We start from the raw sequence: 22,490 nt of genomic DNA, 5'->3' as shown, positions 1-22,490 counted from the left end.
CTTCAGCTAATCTGCTTCTACACCCGGAGGAAGAGGGGCCGCATCCGGTAAATCAGTATTGTTATCACCTAACAAAATGTGGTCGAGGATTTGGCGAGTAATAGTGCCTACCGCCGGCCCTGCGCCACCATTTTCCAGAATCATGGCGACAGAGACCGTTGGGTTGTCGTAAGGGGCAAAGGCAACCATCAATTTGTGGTCACGCAAGTGCTCCGCGACTTTGTGCGCATTATAGGTTTCATAGCTGTAAACCTGCGCTGTCCCTGATTTTGCCGCAGCCTTATACGGCGTGCCTTCAAAGAATTTACGACCCGTCCCGTTAGGGCGGTTAGCAACACCATACATGCCATCTTTAGCAATCTCCCAATAGCCGGAGTGAATATCGCCAATTTGCGTGGTATCTTCTTGTTTATAGGGCACTAATACGCCATCAACTCGGGTGCTTTGCAGCAGATGTGGGGTTTTAACCGCCCCATCATTAATCAGTGTCATCAACGCTTTTGCCATCTGAATGGGTGTGGCTGTCCAATAACCCTGACCGATACCTACTGGGATGGTATCCCCTTGATACCAAGGTTTTTTGTGGCGTTTTTGTTTCCATTCACGAGTCGGCATCAGGCCCGCCCGCTCTTCGGATAGATCAATACCAGTATATTCACCGTAACCGAACTTAGTCATCCAGGCGGATAAACGGTCAATCCCCATGTCATAAGCCACCTGATAGAAGAAGGTATCTGCCGACTCCTCCAGTGCCTTGGTGATATTCAACCGACCATGGCCCCACTTTTTCCAGTCACGGAAACGTTTTTCCGAACCGGGCAGTTGCCACCAGCCGGGATCAAACAAGCTGGTATTTTTGGTGATAACACCCGCACTCAGCGCAGAAACAGCAATATAAGGTTTTACCGTCGACGCCGGGGGGTAAACACCTTGCGTCGCGCGGTTAATCAACGGGCGATTAGGATCGTTTAGTAGCCCCTGATAATCTTTGTTGGTGATGCCATCAACAAATAGATTCGGGTCATAACTTGGATTCGACACCAACGCCAATATGCCGCCTGTACGTGGGTCAGTGACCACTACCGCAGCACGGCTACCGCTAAGTAATTGTTCAATATAGGTTTGTAGGTGTAAGTCGAGCGTCAGATAGATATCTTTGCCGGCCTGCGGCGGCTGCTCATGCAACTGGCGAATCACCCGGCCACGGTTATTGACTTCAACTTCTTCATAGCCGGTTTTGCCGTGCAATACGGATTCATAGTAGCGCTCAATACCGAGCTTGCCGATATCGTGGGTGGCGGCATAGTTAGCAAGAATGCCCTCTTTATCCAACCGTTCGACATCTTTATCGTTGATCTTGGAAACATAACCGATAACGTGAGTCAGGGCAGAGCCGTATGGGTAGAAGCGGCGCTGATAGCCTTTGACTTCAATACCGGGGAAGCGGAATTGGTTAACGGCGAAGCGGGCGACCTGAACCTCGGTCAACGGTGTTTTAACCGCAATGGAGGTAAAGCGACGTGAGCGCTTACGCTCTTTTTCAAAATTAGCGATATCCTCATCTGTCAGATCCACTATCGGGCGTAGTGCATTGAGCGTGGCGGGGAGATCTTCGATTTTTTCCGGCATCAATTCTAATTGATAAATGGTCCGGTTCATTGCCAGTGGGGTGCCGCTGCGGTCAAATATCATGCCACGGCTAGGGGCGATAGGAACCAGTTTGATGCGGTTTTCATTAGAACGGGTGCGATAGTCTTCGAAACGCACTATCTGCAAATTGTACATGTTTGCGACCAATACCCCGCTTAGCAGCAGGATACCGAGAAAAGCCACTAAGGCGCGGCGGACAAACAAAGCTGATTCAGCCGAATAGTCGCGAAAAGAGTTAGGTTCTTTTTTCATCCCGCAGCTACTTCATGTTGCCCAAAACCAGCATTTGTCCTAAAACTCGCACTTTACTCAATGCCATCATTTTACTCAGGTTCATCGCCCGCTTATTCCCGGTGATAGGGGTGATTGGTCGTAATACTCCAGGCGCGGTAGAGGCTCTCGGCCACTAATACACGCACTAAAGGATGGGGTAGCGTTAGCACGGAGAGCGACCAGCTCTGCTCGGCGGCAGCTTTACAGGCCGGGGCTAACCCCTCAGGCCCGCCAATCAACAGACTGACATCACGGCCATCCTGCTTCCAGCGCTCTAATTGCTGAGCTAATTGCGGGGTCTCCCAGGGAGTGCCTGGGATATCCAGCGTGACAATGCGGTTGTTCTTGCCAACCGCCGCCAGCATTAGCTCGCCCTCTTTTTCCAAAATGCGTTTGATATCTGCATTTTTGCCCCGCTTACCTGCCGGTATCTCTACCAGCTCGAAGGGCATATCTTTGGGAAAGCGGCGCAGGTAATCGGTAAAACCTGTCTGCACCCAGTCCGGCATTTTAGTGCCGACGGCTACCAGTTGCAGTTTCACCGCTTAGCTCCAGAGTTTTTCCAGTTCGTACAGACGGCGGCTCTCTTCTTGCATCACATGGACAATCACTTCGCCCAGATCAACCACAACCCAGTCAGAGACACCCTGACCTTCAACGCCCAGTGGGATCATGCCTGCAACACGGGACTCTTGTACCAGATTGTCTGCCAGAGCCATAACATGGCGGGTAGAAGTACCGGTGCAGATTATCATGCAATCAGTGATACTGGACTTACCTTGAACATCCAGAGCAATAATGTCCTGGCCTTTCAAATCATCGAGCTTGTCGATAACAAATTCTTGGAGCGCTTTACCTTGCAAAGGTTCCCCCTCGGGTAATACCTGAAATTTAGCGGCGGAGTATAACATGGGTCAATGCGTCGCGATATAAACCCTCAGCCGCGATACAAACCTTGTAATTCAATATATCGCTGCACAGCACGTGGTAGCAGGTCATCGCAACTTTCACCATGATGACGTCGGTGGCGAATATCAGTTGCAGAAATGTCCAACAGTGGTGTATCTGCCAAATAGATTGCCCCCTGTGGTCGCAGGCTCAACGCGTGTGGATCAAAAACCTGGTGTTCGTCGAGCCACTGCTGCAACTCTGGTGTTTCCAGTGTTTGGGCATAGCCAGGACGGGCACAGACCAACAGATGGCACACATCTAACAGTGATTCCCAGCGATGCCACTTATGCAGTGACAATAATGAATCCTGCCCAATGATAAACGCTAACGGCACTTCAGCACCACGTTCTTTACGCAGAGATTCAAGTGTATCGATGGTGAATGATGGCGTGTCACGTAATAACTCTCGTGAATCAACGCTAAACAGCGGATTACCGGCAATCGCCAACTCAACCATTTTCAGCCGTTGCTGTGCATTGGCCTCAGGTTGAGGACGATGGGGCGGCACATGATTAGGCAGTAAGATAATGTGTTGCAGGCCCACTTGTTGCGCCAAAGCTTCAACTGGCTTCAAATGGCCATAATGAATCGGATCAAAAGTACCGCCGAACAGGGCATGTAGGGTGCGAGTCGGGGAGTTATTGGGCATTAAAAAAGCTCTCAGGTAATATTTTGCCACACATCAGCATAGATAGCGTTTCTAACTCAGGCCAGATTGATTGACCATAATCCTGCTTCAGGCGAATTTCCATTTGTGTCAGCAAATGAACGGCTTGTTGCAGTTGCTGCATGGAGAGACGCTGTAGTGCCTGAGTCATCATTGGGCGGCGGTTCTGCCACACTTTGAATTGATCAAACAAGGTTCGTAGCGGCACCTGATCCATACGGCGCTTTAGTGTTAACAACTGCAATAATTCACGCTGTAGAGTGCGCAGCAAAATAATGGGTTCGCTATCTTCTTGCTGTAACTGTTGCAGGATATGCCAGGCGCGTTTGCTTTTACCGGCCAATAAGGCATCCAGCCAGTGATACGGCGTAAAATGCGCGGCATCATTGACCGCTTGTTCTACTTTTGGCAGTGTCAATTTGCCATCGGGGTAGAGCAATGAGAGGCGTTCCAGTGCTTGCGATAGCGCCAGCAGATTGCCTTCGTAGCAGTAACACAGCAGTTGAATGGCGGCATCATCAATGTCGAGATTCAGGCTCTTGGCTCGCGTGCTGACCCAGCGTGGTAGCTGTGCCTGTTCGGGGGTTTGGCAACTAACAAAAACGCCGTTCGTGCTAAGTGCCTTAAACCAGGCACTATTTTCTTGTGCTTTGGTGATCTTGTTTGCCCGCAAAATCAGCAAAATATCAGGGTGCAATAGCCCAGATAATTTGACCAATTGCTCATTCATCGGCGCCGTCAACCCACTCTCAGGGAAACTCAATAGCAGTGTCTGGCGGTTGGCAAATAGGCTCAGTGCCTGACAGAGGCTAAAGATACCCTCCCATTCAGTATGGGCATCTAGCGTAAAACTGAAATGTTCGGTGAAATCATGTTGTGCTGCCACCCGACGAATATGGTCCTGACTCTCCTGCAACAGTAGCGGCTCATTGCCACATAGCAGGTAGCTTGTGCGCAGCCCCTCATGGAGCTGCGCGACAAGTTGTTCAGGATAGACTCGGATCATTGGGCGGGGGTACTGACTGCGGGTTTGCCAATATTGATCTCTTTGACAGGAGCCGTTTTAGTGGTGCCGGTTGTGTTGTTGCCGCCAACCGATTTATCGCCATTCTCCTGTCCATTTTTGATTTCCGCAGCATGTACGGTAAGGAGCTGCCGCACTAACTGCTGGGCTGCCTGATCACGCATCTCTTGGCGAAGAACCTCAGCTTCTGCATCTTTTGCAAGTGCAGTCAACGGGTTATCGAAGAAGGTGCGGAAGATATTGACCCGCAGTGGGTAGATATCATGGCCCGGAATCAATACCTGCGCCTGCACATGCAACACTAACTGATACTCAGCCGTTACACCGTTACGGAAGATTGACACAGTATCCTGATTTTCGGATGAGCCAATAATCCGCAAGGCCGGTAGGTCTTTGCGCATCGGGTCATCAACAATGGTGACGTTACTTAAACGCAATTGTTGACGCACTGCACGGGTTAGCGGGCCATAAGGGTCAGCACTTTCCAGCAGTAATTTTTGCAGTTCAGGCGGCACCTGAGTGGTGCCCCGCAGATTAAAGCCACAGCCAGCAGTGACCAGCACCGCCAGCCCCAGCAACAGCGTCAGAATACGATGTCGCACAACTCCTCCTTGTCTTAACCCACAACCAGGTTAAGCAGTTTGCCAGGGACATAGATGACTTTACGCACAGTAACCCCATCCAGGTATTTAGCCACCAAGTGCTCTTGACCAGCACGTTCGCGAACTTGCTCTTCAGTGGCATCGGCAGGCACAGTAATTCTGCCACGCACTTTACCATTAACCTGTACGACAACTAATTTAGAGTCTTCGATCATCGCTTGTTCATCGGCGATTGGCCATGGTGCGGTATCGATATCACCTTCACCACCCAGCGCTTGCCACAAAGTGAAGCAGACGTGAGGGGTAAATGGATAAAGCATACGCACGACTGCCAGTAATGCTTCTTGCAGCAGAGCGCGGTCTTGCTCAGTTTCCTGAGGTGCGCGGCCCAACTTGTTCATCAACTCCATTACTGCAGCGATGGCGGTATTGAAAGTTTGGCGGCGACCCACGTCATCGGTGACCTTGGCAATCGTCTTGTGCAGGTCACGACGCAGGGATTTTTGCTCATCCGTCAGGCTGGCAATATCCAGCGGGGCAGTTGCGCCTTTCGCTGTTTGATCAAAGACCAGACGCCAGACACGTTTCAGGAAGCGGTTAGCCCCTTCAACGCCAGACTCTTGCCACTCCAGCGTCATCTCTGCCGGGGATGCAAACATCATAAACAGGCGTACGGTATCCGCACCGTATTTCTCTACCATAACCTGCGGGTCGATACCGTTATTTTTCGATTTCGACATTTTGCTCATGCCGGCATACACCAGTTCATGGCCTTCAGCATCGGTCGCTTTAATAATGCGGCCTTTATCATCACGCTCGACAATAGCATCTACAGGCGAAACCCAAATACGTTCACCGACGGTGCCGGTGTAGTAGAAGGCATCAGCCAGTACCATTCCCTGACACAGCAGACGTTTGGCTGGCTCGTCGGAATCCACCAGACCTGCATCACGCAGCAGTTTGTGGAAGAAACGGAAGTACATCAGGTGCATGATGGCATGTTCAATACCACCGACATACTGATCGACCGGCAGCCAGTAGTTAGCGGCGGCGGGGTCTAGCATACCTTCATCAAATTGTGGGCAGGTGTAGCGTGCGTAGTACCAGGATGATTCCATAAAGGTATCGAAGGTATCGGTTTCACGCAGGCCCGGCATACCGTTCACGGTGGTTTTAGCCCACTCAGGGTCAGCTTTGATTGGGCTGGAAATTCCGTCCATTACCACATCTTCTGGCAGAATAACCGGCAGTTGATCTTCTGGTGTTGGCACCACAGTGCCGTCTTCCAGTGTCACCATTGGGATTGGGGCACCCCAATAGCGCTGACGGGAGACACCCCAGTCACGCAGGCGGTAATTGACTTTGCGCTGGCCGACACCGAGTGCGACCAGTTTGTCGGCAATAGCATTAAAGCCATCTTCATAATTCAGGCCATCAAACTCGCCAGAATTGAACAGGGTGCCTTTTTCGGTCAGGGCCTCTTTGGTGACATCTGGTTCGCTGCCGTCCGCGGCCAAAATAACCGCTTTGATTGGCAGGTGGTATTTGGTGGCGAACTCCCAGTCACGGGCATCGTGGCCTGGAACGGCCATGACTGCGCCAGTGCCGTAATCCATCAAGACAAAGTTAGCAGCCCAGATAGCCAGTTTCTCGCCAGTCAGCGGGTGGATGGCGTAGAGACCGGTCGCCATGCCTTTTTTCTCCATGGTAGCCATTTCAGCTTCGGCAACCTTGGTGTTACGGCATTCAGCAACAAAATCGGCCAGTGCAGGGTTGGTTTCAGCCGCTTGCAGTGACAGAGGGTGACCGGCAGCAACCGCCAGGTAGGTCACACCCATAAAGGTATCTGGACGGGTGGTATAAACGGAGAGTTTCTCTTCGCTATCCAGCACCTCAAAAACGATATCAACGCCTTCGGAGCGGCCAATCCAGTTGCGCTGCATGGTTTTCACCTGCTCAGGCCAGCTTTCCAGGGTGTCCAGATCATTAAGCAACTGATCAGCGTAATCGGTGATTTTGATAAACCACTGTGGGATCTCTTTACGTTCAACTTTGGTATCACAACGCCAGCAGCAGCCGTCTATCACTTGCTCGTTAGCCAGCACGGTCAGATCGTGTGGACACCAGTTCACCGCAGAGGTTTTTTTGTAGACCATGCCTTTTTCGTACAACTTGGTGAAGAACCACTGCTCCCAACGGTAGTAGTCAGGTTTACAGGTGGCAATTTCACGATCCCAGTCGTAGCCGAAGCCCAGTAGTTTTAACTGGTTCTTCATATATTCGATATTGTCGTAAGTCCAGGGGGCTGGCGCGGTGTTGTTTTTTACCGCAGCGCCTTCCGCAGGCAGACCAAATGCATCCCAGCCGATCGGTTGTAACACGTTCTTGCCCAGCATACGTTGGTAGCGGGAGATAACATCACCAATGGTGTAGTTACGAACGTGCCCCATATGTAGACGCCCTGAAGGGTACGGCAGCATAGATAGGCAGTAATATTTTTCTTTGCTAGCGTCTTCAGTGACTTTAAACGTCTGCTTCTCTTGCCAGTGAAGCTGTACTTGCGTTTCGATATCTTCTGGGCGGTATTGCTCTTGCATGGCGGCCAGTGGTCCTATAGTGAAAAACAGCTACGCCTGTAGCATCATCTGTTTCATATCATAAAGAGAGATCCGCATAGCATAGCCGATAAGCGGCAGTGGCAACAACACTCAGCACCCCACCGACGGTTTTTTCTGCGTAGTGGATGGCAGAAATCAGCAAAGTGAGGGAGAAACAACCTGATGATGCAGTGACTTCAGTCATTTACGACTAAAATTATTAACGTTAACTTTATTATCTAAGCAACGGGGTTGAAACCCAAAAGTCAGAGAGTCACCTGCCGTAGGGAATTTCCCTGCTGACTGTTTTGTTTCATCACAACTTTGCTTCATCATAACTGTGCTTTATCACACCCGTGGATCGAGGAGACAATATGAACAAGGTAGCTCAATATTATCGCGAGTTAGTGACATCACTGACTGAACGCTTGAAAAATGGTGAACGTGATATCGATAAGCTGGTGGACAGCGCCGAACAGCGGCTGGATGCCGTTGAAGAGTTAACCCGCAGTGAAGTTGAGCAGATCATTCAGGCGGTACGCCGTGATCTGGAGGAGTTTGCACGTAGCTATGAAGAGAGCAAGGACGAATTCAGTGACAGCGTCTTTATGCGGGTCATTAAAGAGAGTTTATGGCAGGAGCTGGCTGATATTACTGATAAAACACAGTTAGAGTGGCGCGAAGTGTTTAAAGACGTCAGCCACCATGGGGTTTATCACAGCGGTGAGGTGGTCGGGCTAGGGAATTTGGTCTGTGAAAAGTGCCATCACCACCTGGCCTTCTATACTCCGGAGGTGCTGCCGCTCTGCCCAAAATGTGGTCATGACCAATTCAATCGCCGGCCATTCCAGCCCTGAAGATATTTTTAGCTACTGAGTGTTGGCAATCAGGTACATTGATAGGGCTGTCTATAAATAGATAGCCCTGATGCCGCTTGATTATTAACTTCTCTAAAGTAGCGTAAAGATGATTAAGGGGAGGGGAGTGTTATCCAGCACTGATTAGAAACAGTATGGTATTGCTGCGAGCTAGAAACGCCCTTATCCGAAGAATCATATGCGCCCATTGCTTCAACCAGCTTATTGATATTTGATCCAGTGAGTATTTCATCATTCACTGTTATTTGCTTAATAGTATTTAATCCTTTTTTATAGTAGTCGGTGATTTTCAGTTCACTTCTTGAATTTCTATTACTTATTATCAGATTCACCCCTTCTTTTTTTAACCATAGATTTTTTCTGTAAATACCATCAAGTTTTATTTCGTCAAAATCATCTTGGGTGTTACCCGTTGAGTTGATGACATTTTTTTGATCTAAATAAGCACCGAAATTGTAGATGTCACTGCCAGCACCACCCGCAATATTATGTTCTCCTATATCGATATTTATGTAGTCATTACCATCTAAGCCGTTCACATCTTTATTTTTTTGACTGACATGAATATAGTCATTTTCATTTGAACCATTGATAGTAGTGACAGTGTGGTTATTAATCCACTTAACACTGGCTATGTTCTTATTCCAATGGTTCCATTTTTTTTCTTGTGGGGAATCTCTGGTTTCCTGGACTAAACGAAGAGTGTTAATCTCTTCGGTTGTGAGTGTAGATGCATCATATTGGAAATTTGATTGATGCAATTTCCGCCACAAGGATAATATAATTTCTTTATTTCCATGGACTCTGTGATAATAATATTCCATATTTTCGTATGTAATAGCTGTTGTGTTAGTTGTCGTTATTACACTGGGTATTACGGGTGATGCAGGTATTGTCGGTTTTTCTGGTGCGGTTCTTTCTTTATAGTCTTTGGTATGATCAATTATTGGTTTCTGAGCTTGAGGAGATATTGCAACATGGTGTGTATCAGGCCCATAAGAGAGTTGCAAGGCTGCGATATCATTAACTGAAAAGTATTTTGAGTCCTTGTTGGTAAAAGATCTGTTTATGTTACTCATTACCGTCGAGTGCCGAGTACCATCATCATACTCTAACTCTAAGTGTGTAAGCCCCAGTGCATGCCCAATTTCATGGGCGACCAATCCATACGATGACTCTTTACCACTCTCGATTGTTATTATGCTATGGTCACTATTTTCTTTACTAAGCGGAAGGGTTAGTCCTATGTTAGATCTTATTTTGCTATCCGTAGATTTATTATTAAGAGTAAGGAAATGCAAATTACTTTCTTCAATGTTCTCAGTTTCATGAAATTCCAGACCAATATTTTTTCCAAGGTCAGTTAATACTAATCTTACGATGGGTATTAATGTTTCATTAGCATCAATTAATGATACAGAGGAATATGCCATCCTCTCATCTTTGGTTGAACCATCTAGAATATGATGATCGAATTTATAGAGGTAATCAAGGATGTTTATTGATGGTGTTTTGTCAAAAGAGTAATAAATCACTCTTTCTTTATTGGGGTTTTTAAACCACTTATATTTATAACTATTAATTTGTCTTATTACTTCTTCGTTTTTGTTATTCATTTATCTCTCCTATTGTTAATAATGATGATGTTTGATTTTATATAATGATACTTACTGAGTTTGATTTATTGTTGTTAATTGGCTTGTTTTGTGAAATATGGAGAGAGTCTTTATATAATAATTAAGTTATTTTATTTATTATATAATGTTATTTTTATTATAAATAATGTTTTTGGTGATGAATGCAGCGTTAATCGAGGGATAACCTATCCACGAAGGGATAGGTTAGGGGGTAATATTTAGAATGATTATATTAATGCAGGATTTTTGCCAGGAAGTCTTTGGCGCGATCAGATTTTGGGTTGTTAAAGAAATCATCTTTGTTGCTGTCTTCGACGATCTTCCCCTCATCCATAAAGATAACCCGGTTAGCCACTTTACGGGCAAAGCCCATCTCGTGGGTTACCACCATCATAGTCATTCCTTCCAGTGCCAGTTTGACCATCACATCCAGCACTTCATTGATCATTTCTGGATCAAGGGCTGAAGTTGGTTCGTCAAATAGCATCGCGATGGGGTCCATACAGAGTGCGCGCGCAATCGCCACACGTTGCTGCTGGCCACCAGATAACTGAGAAGGGAATTTATCGGCGTGGGTAGTCAGGCCGACACGCTCCAACAGCTTCAGGCCCTTTTCGCGGGCAGCGGCTTTATCGCGCCCCAACACTTTAATTTGCGCCAGTGTCAGATTTTCAATGATTGACAAGTGTGGGAAGAGTTCGAAATGTTGGAACACCATGCCCACTTTGGAACGCAACTGCGCCAAATTGGTCCCTTTATCATTCACACCAATACCATTAACCGTAATGCTGCCTTTTTGAATAGGTTCCAGCCCGTTAACGGTTTTGATTAAGGTTGATTTACCTGAGCCAGAAGGGCCGCAGACCACCACGACCTCACCTTTTTTAACTTCTGTGGTGCAGTCAGACAGCACCTGAAAGTGGCCGTACCACTTAGAAACATTTTTCAGGGAAATCATCAAACAGTCCTTTTCTTCAAATAGTTAACCAGCATCGACGCGGCAATACTGATAACGAAATAAACTAAACCGGCAAACAGCACCATTTCGACCCGAGTACCGTCCCGCTCGCCAATGTTGGTGGCGGTGCGGAAGAAATCGGCCAGGCTAAGGACATACACCAGTGATGTATCCTGAAATAACACTATTCCCTGAGTTAACAGCAGCGGCACCATGGCGCGGAAAGCTTGTGGCAGGATAACCAATCTCATCGACTGGCCTTGTGTCATCCCCAACGCCAGGGCGGCAGAAGATTGCCCACGGGAGATACTTTGGATACCCGCACGGATAATTTCTGAGTAATAGGCCGCTTCAAACAACGAAAAGGCTACCATGGCGGAGATTAACCGAATATCAGTTTTTGGTGATAAGCCCAGCACATTTTGTAATAAGCTCGGGACCACCAGATAGAACCACAGCAGCACCATGACCAGCGGAATAGAGCGGAACACGTTGACATAGACGGTGGCAAACCAGCTGATGGCTTTAATCGGTGACAGGCGCATTACCGCCAGAACCGTCCCCCAGATAATCCCAAACACGATAGCGGTAAGGGTTATCTTGGCGGTAACAATCAAGCCTTGCAGCAGGTAAGGAATGCTAGGGCCGATAGAACTCCAATCAAATTCGTACATTATTTACTCCCCAGATTGCCGGGTAACTGCACTTTCTTCTCAACTAATCGCATCACCAACATGATAACGGCATTGATCAGCACATAACCAAGAGTGATGGCGGTGAAGGACTCATAAGCGTGAGCTGAATAATCCAGCAATTTACCCGCTTGTGCTGCCATATCCACCAGACCGATTGTTGAGGCAATCGCTGAGTTTTTAACCAGGTTAACCATTTCTGAGGTCATCGGGGGAATAATCACCCGGTAAGCATTAGGCAGTAAAACATAACGATAAGTCTGTGGCAGGGTTAACCCCATTGCCAGACCAGCTGCTTTCTGACCACGAGGCAGTGATTGGATCCCTGCGCGCACCTGTTCGCAAACCCGTGCCGCAGTAAATAAGCCAAGGCAAATCACGGAAGAGAGGAAGAACTGTATGTTGGGGTCCAACTCACTTTTAAACCACATGCCAATATCAACTGGCAACAGTTCAGGGACCACCAGATACCAGGTAAAGAATTGTACAATCAGAGGAACGTTGCGAAACAGTTCAACGTAACAGGTGCCTATTCCTGACAGAATGCGATTGGGGACGGTTCTTAAAATGCCAAACAGTGAGCCGATGAAGAAGGCGATCACCCATGCACACAGTGACAACGCGACGGTGACTTGAAAGCCGGACCAAATCCAGCCGAGATAGGTGGTATTGCCGAAGGGGGCAGCTTGCAAGAAAATGCCCCAGTTCCAGTCTATTGACATAACGAACTCCCTTAAAAGGATGGATAAGCCATCCTGATGACTGATGATTCAATGCGTTGCGGCCTCCCGAGGGTGAACAAAAAAATGCGGAGTGGGGAACGGCCACCCCGCATCCTGTAGCCCAATCGGTCCATCATCAATCAGTAGGGCAGGCAGCGCCCGCCCTGATTATTATTGTTAGTTCAATGCTTTATCGTTAGGTGCTTTGAACAGCGCCTTCATTTCATCAGACAGTGAGAAATTCAGGTTAAGATTTTTAGGTGGAATTGGGTTTTTGAACCAGCGGTCAAATGACTTCTCAGCCACACCAGAAGTTTGTGCGGTGGCGATGGTTTCATCCAACAGTGTTTTGAACGCAGGGTCATTTTTACGCAGCATACAGCCGTAAGCTTCCTGAGACTGCGCGGTGCCGACGATATCCCATTGGTCTGGTTTCTTCGCTTTGGCACGTTCGCCAGCTAACAATGCATCATCCATCATAAAGGCGACTGCGCGACCACTCTCCAGAGTGCGGAAAGAGTCACCGTGGTCTTTGGCGCTGATGATGCGCATATTCATTTTGTCTTTTTCATTCAGCTTATTCAGCAGAACTTCAGATGTGGTACCGGACGTTACCACGACAGTTTTACCTGCCAAGTCTTTGAAATCTTTAACTTCAGACCCTTTTTGGGTCAGCAAACGGGTGCCGACAACAAAAATGGTATTAGAGAACGAAGCTTGCTGCTGACGTTCCAGATTATTGGTGGTAGAACCACACTCGAAATCAAAAGTACCGTTTTGCAGTAGTGGAATACGGTTTTGTGACGTGATCGGAATCAGTTTTACCTGCAAATCAGGTGCATTAAGTTTTTTCTTAACGGCATCAACGATCAGGTCAGAATAGTCTTGTGCATAACCCACCACTTTCTGCTGATTATCGTAATAAGAGAAAGGAACGGAAGACTCACGGTGACCCACCACGATAACGCCACTGTCTTTAATCTTCTTCAGAGTATCCGCGGAGGCTTCCGCTTTCGCTGCGGGTTGTGCTGCCGCTTCTTCTGCTTGGGCTACGCCACTTGCCATCCCAGCTAACAGTAGCGCTAACGCCAATTTACGCATATGCATGGTCCAACTCCTTTGCTGTTGTTTTATTACTTAATGTTGTGTTTAAAAACAATGTCATACAAAAAATGTCGTACAAAAAAACGGTGTACAGCTAAATGTTGTTAGGCGAAAAATCGTGTTTGTTTCGTTTTGGCGGTACAACCACCGATGTTTTGTTGGCTAACACTCGATTTCGCTGTTACTTGTATCAGATTATCTTTAAAAAATAGCAAATTGTTATGCAAATGATGAATAAATGTTTGTTTTTTGAGACGCAAATCGCACCAAATAGAGGCAATAAAACAGCCGTGCACTTTGATGGTGCGTGATGCGCCCTAAAAATGTGCGGGCGAAAAACCGCGATCCTTCATTCGAAACTAACCTTTGTCTGCCGGCCGCGGCAATACCCTACAATAGCTAAATGGTTGACCGGTATTTGCCGATAGCTAACACATTATGATTAGAAACAATGCAAGGTCTGTGCCAGCCGCGAGGAAACAAGGAGGATAAAGCCCTGCTCATTGAGGGCGATAGGAGCAAATCGGGGGGAGTGTTAATGAACCAGTGTCCAGGTGGCGACTGCTTACTGCGGGTCAACTTAACTGATGATTATTGAGCGCCAGATGGGCCTTAAATACGTCTAACGCCGTTGGAACATCTTCTTTTCCCACATGTTTTTCAGGATTCCACAGGTCGGCAAAGGTAATCGCACGGCCACAATGGATAAATACCTCATCCACTTCAATCACTAATACACTGCGGGCAGGGTGGCCGTTTTGGCTGAAACGCTCACAAAGTTGCGGATCAACCGAAATTTTTGCGCGACCATTCACTCGAAAACCTTCGGTCCAGCCTGGGATCAGGAACAAGATACCGATAAACGGGTTATGCAGCAGATTGCGGATACCATCAAGGCGATTATTCCCCGCACGGTCTGGCAGCATCAAGGTTTTGCTGTCCTGTACATGGATAAAGCCCGGCTCCCCGCCTTTTGGCGAGCAGTCTATCCCATTGGCACCCAGTGTACCCAACACGGCAAAAGGCGCAGCGGCGATCAGCTTTTTGGCGTAATCATCAATGTGATCTATTTGTTTTTTCAGTACATTTTTATTAGGAGCGGCGTAATGCTCATTTAATTGCGCTTCGGTGGTGAGGATAAATTCAGGATTCAGTGACATAAGGCTCTCAAATTGCAAATCATGCTAATTATTTGTACCAGACGGCAAGATAACCGCCGTGATAACGATTCGCAATACCGACAGTGGGGGAGTATATGTGAGGCTACGGGCATGTTGATGACATGCCCGCACGAGGCGCTATTTTTTATCAGTCTGGCACTTCTTGTCAGCGCGGCAGCGCAGCGCACGATAGAGGGTTAATACCCCAAGAACCAGTGTGATGATCCACAGCGGCCATGAGCCAAAACGGGCGTAAGGTGTGACACCGGTTGTAGGCGTGACTTTCACTTCAAGCACCTGCTGAGTGAATTGCGGCAGCTGCGCCAGCACTTCACCACTGGGGCCAACTGCGGCAGTAATACCATTGTTAGTGCTGCGCAGCAAAGGACGGCCCAATTCTAGCGCGCGCATACGTGCCATCTGAAAATGCTGCCAGGGGCCGATAGAGTGACCAAACCATGCATCATTTGAGATAGTCAGCAGGAAGTTGGTATCAGGGTTAAAGTTATCCCTTACCTGCTGACCCAGCACGATTTCATAGCAGATGGCGGCAGTCAGGTTAAATCCGGCGACATTGAGCTGTGGTTGTACGTAACCCCCGCGGCTGAATGATGACATCGGTAAATCAAAGAATGGGGCCAATGGGCGCAGCAGGGATTCTAGCGGCACAAACTCACCAAAGGGAACCAGGTGGTGTTTGCTATAACGATTGCGGGTTGGATATTGGTATGGCTCTTTACCTCCCAACACAATGATACTGTTGAAGAAGTGGTAACCCGCGCCCTCTGGACGACGTTGAGCATCAACAATCCCGGTAATCAGGCTGCTGTGATTTGCCCGCATCAAGCTATCGACCATGGTCAGGAAGGGGGCTTGATCGGTTTCAATATCGGGAATGGCCGACTCCGGCCAGATGATAATCGGGGCTTTCCCCATAAACGGGCGGGTTTCATCCAGATAAATTTGTAGCGTGGTCAGCAGGACTTTGGGGTCCCACTTCATTGACTGAGCGATATTACCTTGCACCATCGCAATATTGACCGCGCGTTCAGGCTCTGGCGTGAACCAATGCAATTGGCGCAATGGCCATGGCAGCAATAACAGCGCCAGCGCAATAACCGCGGCAGTCACACGGCGTTGATAGCCGGCATAGACCAGTAACCCGCTGATTGTCATCAACATAAATGTGATGCCATCAACACCGAGAATCGGCGCGATCCCCTGTAGTGGGCCATTAATCTGGCTGTAACCAAATTGCAGCCACGGGAAGCCGGTCAACACCCAGCCGCGCAGGAACTCAGTCAGTTGCCACACTACCGGTGCGGCAATGGCTAACCGCCACCAGGTCGCTTTTGGGCAGATGCGCGCTAATATTCCGGCAAATAGCATGGTGTAGAGCGACAGATATGCGGCGAGTAGTACCACCAGGAAGATATTGATTGCCGTCGGCATACCGCCAAATTCGGCAATACTGACATACACCCAGTTAATACCAGAACCAAACAGCCCCATCCCCCAACAAAAACCAATAAATGCGGCTTGTTTGGTGCTGCGATCCAGTGTCAGGCCGAGTAGGCCAAATAGCGAAACAATAGCCGCCGGCCAGTGGTCGAATGGCGAATAGGCCAGTGTACCGCAGGCGCCAAAAAATAGCGCCAGTAGGGCGCGAACCCACTGGCGTTGAAGGTATGAAGCAATAGGCATCGAGGATTTATTCTTCCAGTTTGGGTTGCGGAGCATCATCCGGGATTTTTACGTGAACCTGAATGATACGTCGGCTATCCGCCATGGCAACTTTAAATAAGTAACCTTCAATTTCAATGGTTTCACCTCGGGAAGGTAAGTGGCCAAAAGCTTGCATGACCAAACCACCGATAGTGTCCACTTCATCGTCGCTGAAATGGGTGTTAAACACTTCATTGAAATCTTCAATTTGGGTCAGCGCCCGGATCGTATAGGTGTGCCGACTGAGTTGACGGACATCTCTGTCCTCTTCATCGTCATACTCATCTTCTATCTCGCCAACGATCAGCTCAAGAATATCTTCAATGGTCACCAGCCCTGAAACGCCACCAAACTCATCAATGACAATGGCCATGTGATAGCGTTGAGAACGGAACTCCTTCAGCATCCGATCGACACGCTTACTCTCTGGCACCACAATCGCCGGCCGTAAGACTTTATCAATGCTGAATGGCTCGGAATCTGTGCGCATAAACGGCAGCAGGTCCTTGGCCATCAGAATACCTTCAATATGATCTTTGTCTTCGCTGATCACCGGAAAGCGGGAGTGAGCAGATTCAATAATCACATCCAGACACTCATCCAGCGTTTGATTACGCTTTAATGTGACCATCTGAGAACGGGGGATCATGATGTCCCGTACGCGCTGTTCGGCGATATCCATCACGCCCTCCAGCATGTCTCGGGTATCGGGATCGATCAGATCGTTCTGTTCAGAATCACGGATAAGCTCTACCAGATCGCCGCGGTTTTTAGGTTCACCGTGGAATAACTGGTTAAGGATAAGAGTAAAGAACCCTTTCTTGGGACTGGGGCTATCATTGTTTTGTGAGTGGTCGTCGCTCATGGCGTTTTAGTTAAGTTTACCCATATTAAGTGATCATCATTTCAGCCGCGGTAAATTCACGCGGCTGACGGTTTAGTCGGGGTCTTTCTCTGAAATATAGGGATCTGGGTAACCCAGGCTCTGCATGATTTCAGTCTCAATCGACTCCATCTCTTCTGCTTCATCGTCAACGATGTGGTCATACCCTAGCAGATGGAGACTGCCGTGAACAACCATATGCGCCCAATGAGCAAATAGTGCTTTCTCTTGCTCGACAGCTTCTTGCTCAACAACCTGACGACAAATGATTAAATCACCCAATAATGGCAGTTCAATTTCAGGCGGGGCCTCAAAGGGAAAAGAGAGCACATTGGTCGATTTATCTTTGCCACGATAGGTCATATTCAACTGATGACTTTCTGCTTCATCCACCAGGCGGATAGTGACTTCAGAGACTTCTTGAAACTGAGGTAACACCGCTTCCAGCCACTGCTGAAAATCGGCCTCTGTGGGTAAACCCTGGCTATCGGCGCAGGCAATTTGTAAATCGAGTATAACTTGGCTCACGGAGCCTCCTGCTCAGACGGGGTATGATTTTCCCGCTTACGTTGTTCGGCAATGGTATCTTTGCGTTTCTGTTCCGCAGCTTCCCAGGCTTCATAGGCGATAACCACCTGTGCGACCACTGGGTGGCGCACCACATCTTCGCTATGGAAGAAGTTAAAGCTCAGCTCTTCTACCCCAGACAGCACCTCAATGGCGTGGCTTAAGCCCGATTTCTGATGACGCGGTAAGTCAGTTTGCGTGATATCACCGGTAATCACTGCTTTGGAGTTGAAGCCCATGCGGGTCAGGAACATTTTCATCTGTTCGATGGTGGTGTTCTGGCTCTCATCCAAAATGATGAATGCATCATTCAGGGTACGCCCCCGCATGTAGGCCAGCGGCGCGACTTCAATCACGTTACGTTCAATCAATTTCTCAACCCGCTCGAAGCCCAGCATTTCAAACAGGGCGTCATACAGTGGGCGTAGATAAGGATCCACTTTCTGGCTCAGGTCACCGGGTAGGAAGCCCAGTTTTTCGCCCGCTTCTACCGCCGGTCGGGTCAGCAAGATACGCCGCACATTCTGGCGCTCCAGTGCATCGACCGCTGCGGCAACCGCCAGATAGGTTTTGCCTGTACCGGCTGGGCCAATGCCGAAGGTGATATCGTGATCGAGAATATTGGCAATGTACTGCGCCTGATTGGGTGTGCGCGGTTTGACCATCCCACGTTTGGTTCGGATATTCACGGCCTTACCGTAATCCGGCACACTTTCGGCGGTTTGCTCTAGCACGCGGCTCTCTTTCACCGCGAGGTGGATATCTTCTGGCGAGATATCTGGGATAACCCCCCGAATCGGGGCGGTATCAACATACAGATGGCGCAGGATATCTGCCGCAGCAACCACGCAGATACTCTTACCGACTAACTTAAAACGGTTATCACGACGATTAATTTCGATCCCTAATCGGCGCTCTAACTGCTTAATGTTATTATCAAAAGGGCCGCATAAACTCAGTAGGCGCTGATTATCGGCGGGTTCCAACAAGATCTCTTGTGTCACTACGTGCAAACTGTTTCTCTGAGTCACTGCGTTCCTCTGGGTATATCATTCATCGATATAACGTCAATCATACATGTCATTTGGTAATTATTCATGGTACACGACACAGACGCAAGTTTACGGCTTTCCGTGCCTATTCAAATAGCGGTTGCTGGGTGGTGCAACTTAAGAAGTCTGAATCTGCGCAGCCTCACGCTAAAATAAAATAGGCACTGACAATGCAGCGCCTACTGATGCGAGTTAACTCGCATAATTGGGTATCGGGGAGTTCAGTATCAGGGTTGATATTGAACCACGCCGATCTCATTCTCTTTGCGTGTGCGCGCAATAACTGATTGCGGTGATTCATGAACTCGCAGATCCATCTGCTCTTCGGTACGCAGCAAGATACCGCGCAGTGAGCTGGCATAAACGTCAATAATTTCCACATCAACGAATTGACCAATCATGCTCGGCGTACCCTCAAAATTCACCACCCGATTATTTTCAGTGCGGCCAGCCAGCTCCATGGCATTTTTACGTGAGGAGCCTTCCACCAGAATGCGCTGCACAGTGCCAATCATCTCGCGGCTGATCTCCATCGCCTGTTGAGTGATGCGCTGTTGCAGAATATGTAGCCGCTGTTTTTTCTCCTCTTCCGAGACATCATCTGGCAGATCTGCCGCTGGTGTACCGGGGCGTGAAGAGTAAATAAAGCTGTAACTGGTATCAAAACGGATATCCGCCACCAGTTTCATGGTTTGCTCAAAATCTTGCTGAGTTTCACCGGGGAAACCGATAATAAAATCAGAACTAATTTGGATGTCGGGTCGCGCCTGACGCAGTTTGCGGATGATGGCTTTGTATTCCAGCGCAGTGTGGGCGCGTTTCATCATGGTCAAAATACGGTCAGAACCACTCTGTACGGGCAGATGCAGGAAGCTCACCAGCTCTGGGGTATCACGATAAACATCAATGATATCGTCGGTAAATTCAATTGGGTGGCTGGTGGTAAAGCGCACGCGATCAATGCCGTCTATGGCAGCAACCAGCCGTAATAGCTCGGCAAAACTACAGATATCACCATCATAGGTGGCACCACGATAGGCATTCACATTCTGACCGAGCAGATTCACTTCCCGCACACCCTGAGCCGCTAACTGCGCGATTTCAAAAAGAATATCGTCACTTGGACGGCTGACTTCTTCGCCACGGGTGTATGGCACCACGCAGAAAGTACAATATTTATTGCAGCCCTCCATGATAGAGACAAAGGCGGTCGGGCCTTCGGCGCGAGGCTCTGGCAGGCGGTCAAATTTTTCAATTTCAGGGAAGCTGATATCCACCACTGAGCTGTGGGTGCCTTGGACGTGGTTAATCATCTCCGGCAGGCGATGCAGGGTTTGTGGCCCGAAAATAATATCGACGCAGGGCGCGCGCTGACGCAGATGCTCCCCCTCCTGTGACGCCACACAACCGCCAACACCAATGATCAGTTCGGGATTTTTCTCTTTTAGTAATTTCCAGTGCCCCAGCAGACTGAACACCTTCTCTTGGGCTTTTTCGCGAATTGAGCAGGTATTTAGCAACAGTAAATCAGCCTCTTCGGGGATCTCTGTTAACTGGTAACCATGGGTGCTGGCCAGCAAATCAGCCATTTTAGATGAATCATACTCATTCATCTGGCAGCCCCAGGTTTTGATGTGCAGTTTTTTAGTCATTAGATTATTCATCATAAAAATCACATCGCATGGCATTTTGTGCAGTGTCTGCAAGCGAGAGTGGTGCCCCGCAATTGAGTAGTGGTTAGCGTAAAGGCTCAGTCGTTAAGGAATATTGTAGTCATTTGCCGGTGCGATGACCACCGCATAACGGCTTACTTATTCTGTTGCAGGGTGAAAAATCCGGTACACTTATGACAAACAGAATACTTGCCTATGCAAGTACGATTTTAACTCTTAAAGCACAACTAAAATGAATAAATCGCAATCAAATTATGATGTTGTGGTCGTCGGTGGCGGCATGGTTGGTGCGGCGGCGGCGTTAGGGCTGGCACAAACTGGCTGGTCAGTGGCGTTACTAGAACATGAAGCACCAGCTCCGTTTGATGCCAATAGCGTACCGGATTTACGAGTTTCCGCCATTGGTTGTACCTCGGTGGCGTTGCTCAAGCAGCTCGGAGTCTGGTCAAGGGTGCAACAGATGCGCTTTGCCCCTTATCGTCGGCTGGAGACCTCGGAGCAGCCTGGCTCGCAAGTTATCTTTGATGCGGCATCACTCTCGTTACCTGAACTGGGTTTTATGGTTGAAAACCGAATTTTGCAGTTAGCGCTGTGGCAACAGATAGCAGAGTGCCAAAATTTGACGTTGCTATGCCCGTCACGGCTGCAAACTATGGTCAGAGTAGATAACTACTGGAAAATTACGTTAGATGCACAGCAAGAGATACAGGGGCATTTAGTGATAGGCGCTGATGGTGCCAACTCTTTGGTGCGGCGTTTATCGGGTATTGGCACCAGTGGCTGGCAGTATCGCCACTCCTGTATGCTGATCACGGTAGAAACTGATACCGCTCAGCAAGAGACCACCTGGCAACAGTTCTTCCCCTCTGGGCCGCGGGCTTTCCTGCCGCTGTTTGAAAATTGGGCATCATTGGTCTGGTATGATAGCCCACAGCGTATCCGCCAGCTTCAGGCGATGTCGATGGTGCAATTGAATCAGGAGGTCGCGGCAGCCTTCCCGTCCCGGCTGGGGGCTGTTAAGGCAGTCGCCGCTGGCTCTTTCCCGCTGGTCCGTCGCCATGCGCAGCACTATGTACAGTCTGGGTTGGCCTTGCTAGGAGATGCCGCCCATACCATCAATCCGCTAGCCGGGCAGGGGGTTAATCTGGGGTATCGAGATGTTGACGCGCTGCTTAATGTGTTGAATCAGGCCCGTGAACTGGCGGAACCTTGGCATAGTGAACAGGTATTACTGCGTTACCAGCGCCGCCGACGTACTGATAATCTGATTATGCAAAGTGGCATGGATCTCTTTTACACCGCCTTCAGCAATGATCTACCGCCAGTAAAATTTGTACGTAATTTAGCGCTGATGGCGGCTCAGCGTGCGGGCAAACTTAAGGAACATGCGTTGAAGTATGCGTTGGGGTTATAGGGAACCTGCTTGACGTTGAGCGCAAGATTACGGGGGCGGGCTACCGCTCTGCGGCCCCGGCTCAGTTACAGAGCATGATAAGGGGGTAAACCCAAAACGCAAAAAGCCCGCCGAAGCGAGCTTTTCTAAATTTGGCTGGGGTACGAGGATTCGAACCTCGGAATGCTGGAATCAGAATCCAGTGCCTTACCGCTTGGCGATACCCCAAAAGATGGTGGCTACGACGGGAATCGAACCTGTGACCCCAGCATTATGAGTGCT

At 48.7% G+C, this 22,490-nt stretch carries 21 protein-coding genes and 1 tRNA gene; 2 read left to right on the top strand and 20 right to left on the bottom strand.

Going from position 1 to position 22,490, the window contains the following annotated elements; genetic code table 11:
• Window positions 1-6: 6 nt before the first annotated feature.
• The 8 genes from mrdA to AACW11_RS10310 all read right to left on the bottom strand — a co-directional run bounded on the left by mrdA (window position 7) and on the right by AACW11_RS10310 (window position 7,969).
• A complete protein-coding gene (gene mrdA / locus AACW11_RS10345) occupies window positions 7-1,902 on the bottom strand; it encodes a peptidoglycan DD-transpeptidase MrdA (protein ID WP_212584220.1) in 1,896 nt (631 codons plus the stop codon).
• 92 nt (window positions 1,903-1,994) lie between these two features.
• On the bottom strand, window positions 1,995-2,465 hold the full coding sequence (rlmH, locus tag AACW11_RS10340; protein ID WP_212584219.1) for a 23S rRNA (pseudouridine(1915)-N(3))-methyltransferase RlmH: 471 nt from the start codon (window positions 2,463-2,465) through the stop codon (window positions 1,995-1,997).
• A 3-nt stretch (window positions 2,466-2,468) separates the two neighbouring features.
• Window positions 2,469-2,786: a ribosome silencing factor gene (gene rsfS, locus AACW11_RS10335; RefSeq protein WP_004873320.1), complete on the bottom strand. Its 318-nt coding sequence runs from the start codon at window positions 2,784-2,786 to the stop codon at window positions 2,469-2,471.
• Window positions 2,787-2,860: 74 nt separating this feature from the next.
• A complete protein-coding gene (nadD, locus tag AACW11_RS10330; RefSeq protein ID WP_212584218.1) occupies window positions 2,861-3,523 on the bottom strand; it encodes a nicotinate-nucleotide adenylyltransferase in 663 nt (220 codons plus the stop codon).
• Entirely contained in the window at window positions 3,513-4,547 is a 1,035-nt protein-coding gene (gene holA / locus AACW11_RS10325; protein ID WP_212584217.1) for a DNA polymerase III subunit delta, read from the bottom strand. Before holA ends, nadD begins: the two co-directional genes overlap by 11 nt.
• Window positions 4,544-5,167, bottom strand: coding sequence for an LPS assembly lipoprotein LptE (lptE, locus tag AACW11_RS10320; RefSeq protein WP_212584216.1), 624 nt, complete (start codon window positions 5,165-5,167; stop codon window positions 4,544-4,546). The genes holA and lptE overlap by 4 nt, the downstream gene beginning before the upstream one ends.
• A 14-nt stretch (window positions 5,168-5,181) precedes the next feature.
• The gene (gene leuS / locus AACW11_RS10315) at window positions 5,182-7,764 is read right to left on the bottom strand and encodes a leucine--tRNA ligase (RefSeq protein WP_212584215.1); all 2,583 of its coding nucleotides are present in this window, start codon (window positions 7,762-7,764) and stop codon (window positions 5,182-5,184) included.
• 58 nt (window positions 7,765-7,822) lie between these two features.
• Window positions 7,823-7,969, bottom strand: coding sequence for a hypothetical protein (locus AACW11_RS10310; protein WP_212584214.1), 147 nt, complete (start codon window positions 7,967-7,969; stop codon window positions 7,823-7,825).
• 169 nt (window positions 7,970-8,138) lie between these two features.
• On the opposite strand from AACW11_RS10310, the gene AACW11_RS10305 reads away from it, so the two are divergent.
• Entirely contained in the window at window positions 8,139-8,621 is a 483-nt protein-coding gene (locus AACW11_RS10305; RefSeq protein WP_005279103.1) for a zinc ribbon-containing protein, read from the top strand.
• A gap of 113 nt (window positions 8,622-8,734) precedes the next feature.
• Here AACW11_RS10305 and AACW11_RS10300 read toward each other — a convergent pair whose 3' ends face one another.
• The 11 genes from AACW11_RS10300 to miaB form a co-directional block, all read right to left on the bottom strand.
• Complete coding sequence (locus AACW11_RS10300) at window positions 8,735-10,258, bottom strand: hypothetical protein (RefSeq protein WP_212584213.1); 1,524 nt, start codon at window positions 10,256-10,258, stop codon at window positions 8,735-8,737.
• Window positions 10,259-10,511: 253 nt separating this feature from the next.
• Entirely contained in the window at window positions 10,512-11,237 is a 726-nt protein-coding gene (locus AACW11_RS10295; RefSeq protein ID WP_004873313.1) for an amino acid ABC transporter ATP-binding protein, read from the bottom strand.
• Window positions 11,237-11,911, bottom strand: a complete 675-nt coding sequence (gene gltK, locus AACW11_RS10290; protein WP_212584212.1) for a glutamate/aspartate ABC transporter permease GltK — start codon at window positions 11,909-11,911, stop codon at window positions 11,237-11,239. Before gltK ends, AACW11_RS10295 begins: the two co-directional genes overlap by 1 nt.
• Window positions 11,911-12,651, bottom strand: a complete 741-nt coding sequence (locus AACW11_RS10285) for an amino acid ABC transporter permease (protein WP_048619643.1) — start codon at window positions 12,649-12,651, stop codon at window positions 11,911-11,913. The genes gltK and AACW11_RS10285 overlap by 1 nt, the downstream gene beginning before the upstream one ends.
• A 177-nt stretch (window positions 12,652-12,828) precedes the next feature.
• The gene (locus tag AACW11_RS10280; protein WP_212584211.1) at window positions 12,829-13,758 is read right to left on the bottom strand and encodes a glutamate/aspartate ABC transporter substrate-binding protein; all 930 of its coding nucleotides are present in this window, start codon (window positions 13,756-13,758) and stop codon (window positions 12,829-12,831) included.
• Between the two features lie 572 nt (window positions 13,759-14,330).
• Window positions 14,331-14,915, bottom strand: a complete 585-nt coding sequence (locus AACW11_RS10275) for an MSMEG_1061 family FMN-dependent PPOX-type flavoprotein (protein ID WP_212584210.1) — start codon at window positions 14,913-14,915, stop codon at window positions 14,331-14,333.
• A 138-nt stretch (window positions 14,916-15,053) separates the two neighbouring features.
• Complete coding sequence (lnt, locus tag AACW11_RS10270) at window positions 15,054-16,619, bottom strand: apolipoprotein N-acyltransferase (RefSeq protein WP_212584209.1); 1,566 nt, start codon at window positions 16,617-16,619, stop codon at window positions 15,054-15,056.
• Between the two features lie 7 nt (window positions 16,620-16,626).
• Window positions 16,627-17,505, bottom strand: a complete 879-nt coding sequence (gene corC / locus AACW11_RS10265; protein WP_004873307.1) for a CNNM family magnesium/cobalt transport protein CorC — start codon at window positions 17,503-17,505, stop codon at window positions 16,627-16,629.
• A 72-nt stretch (window positions 17,506-17,577) separates the two neighbouring features.
• Complete coding sequence (gene ybeY, locus AACW11_RS10260; protein WP_212584208.1) at window positions 17,578-18,051, bottom strand: rRNA maturation RNase YbeY; 474 nt, start codon at window positions 18,049-18,051, stop codon at window positions 17,578-17,580.
• Window positions 18,048-19,121: a PhoH family protein gene (locus AACW11_RS10255; protein WP_212584207.1), complete on the bottom strand. Its 1,074-nt coding sequence runs from the start codon at window positions 19,119-19,121 to the stop codon at window positions 18,048-18,050. The genes ybeY and AACW11_RS10255 overlap by 4 nt, the downstream gene beginning before the upstream one ends.
• A 248-nt stretch (window positions 19,122-19,369) precedes the next feature.
• Window positions 19,370-20,794, bottom strand: coding sequence for a tRNA (N6-isopentenyl adenosine(37)-C2)-methylthiotransferase MiaB (gene miaB, locus AACW11_RS10250; RefSeq protein ID WP_212584396.1), 1,425 nt, complete (start codon window positions 20,792-20,794; stop codon window positions 19,370-19,372).
• A 253-nt stretch (window positions 20,795-21,047) separates the two neighbouring features.
• Between miaB and ubiF the strand changes: the two genes are divergently transcribed.
• The gene (gene ubiF, locus AACW11_RS10245) at window positions 21,048-22,229 is read left to right on the top strand and encodes a 3-demethoxyubiquinol 3-hydroxylase (protein ID WP_212584206.1); all 1,182 of its coding nucleotides are present in this window, start codon (window positions 21,048-21,050) and stop codon (window positions 22,227-22,229) included.
• 132 nt (window positions 22,230-22,361) lie between these two features.
• On the opposite strand, the gene AACW11_RS10240 is transcribed toward ubiF, so the two are convergent.
• A tRNA-Gln gene (locus tag AACW11_RS10240) sits at window positions 22,362-22,436 on the bottom strand.
• Window positions 22,437-22,490 lie beyond the last annotated feature (54 nt).

Source organism: Yersinia sp. Marseille-Q3913 (assembly GCF_963892745.1).
GTDB lineage: Bacteria > Pseudomonadota > Gammaproteobacteria > Enterobacterales > Enterobacteriaceae > Yersinia > Yersinia bercovieri.
Note: the sequence above shows the minus strand (reverse complement) of the source record. Positions and strands in the feature narration are given on the sequence as shown.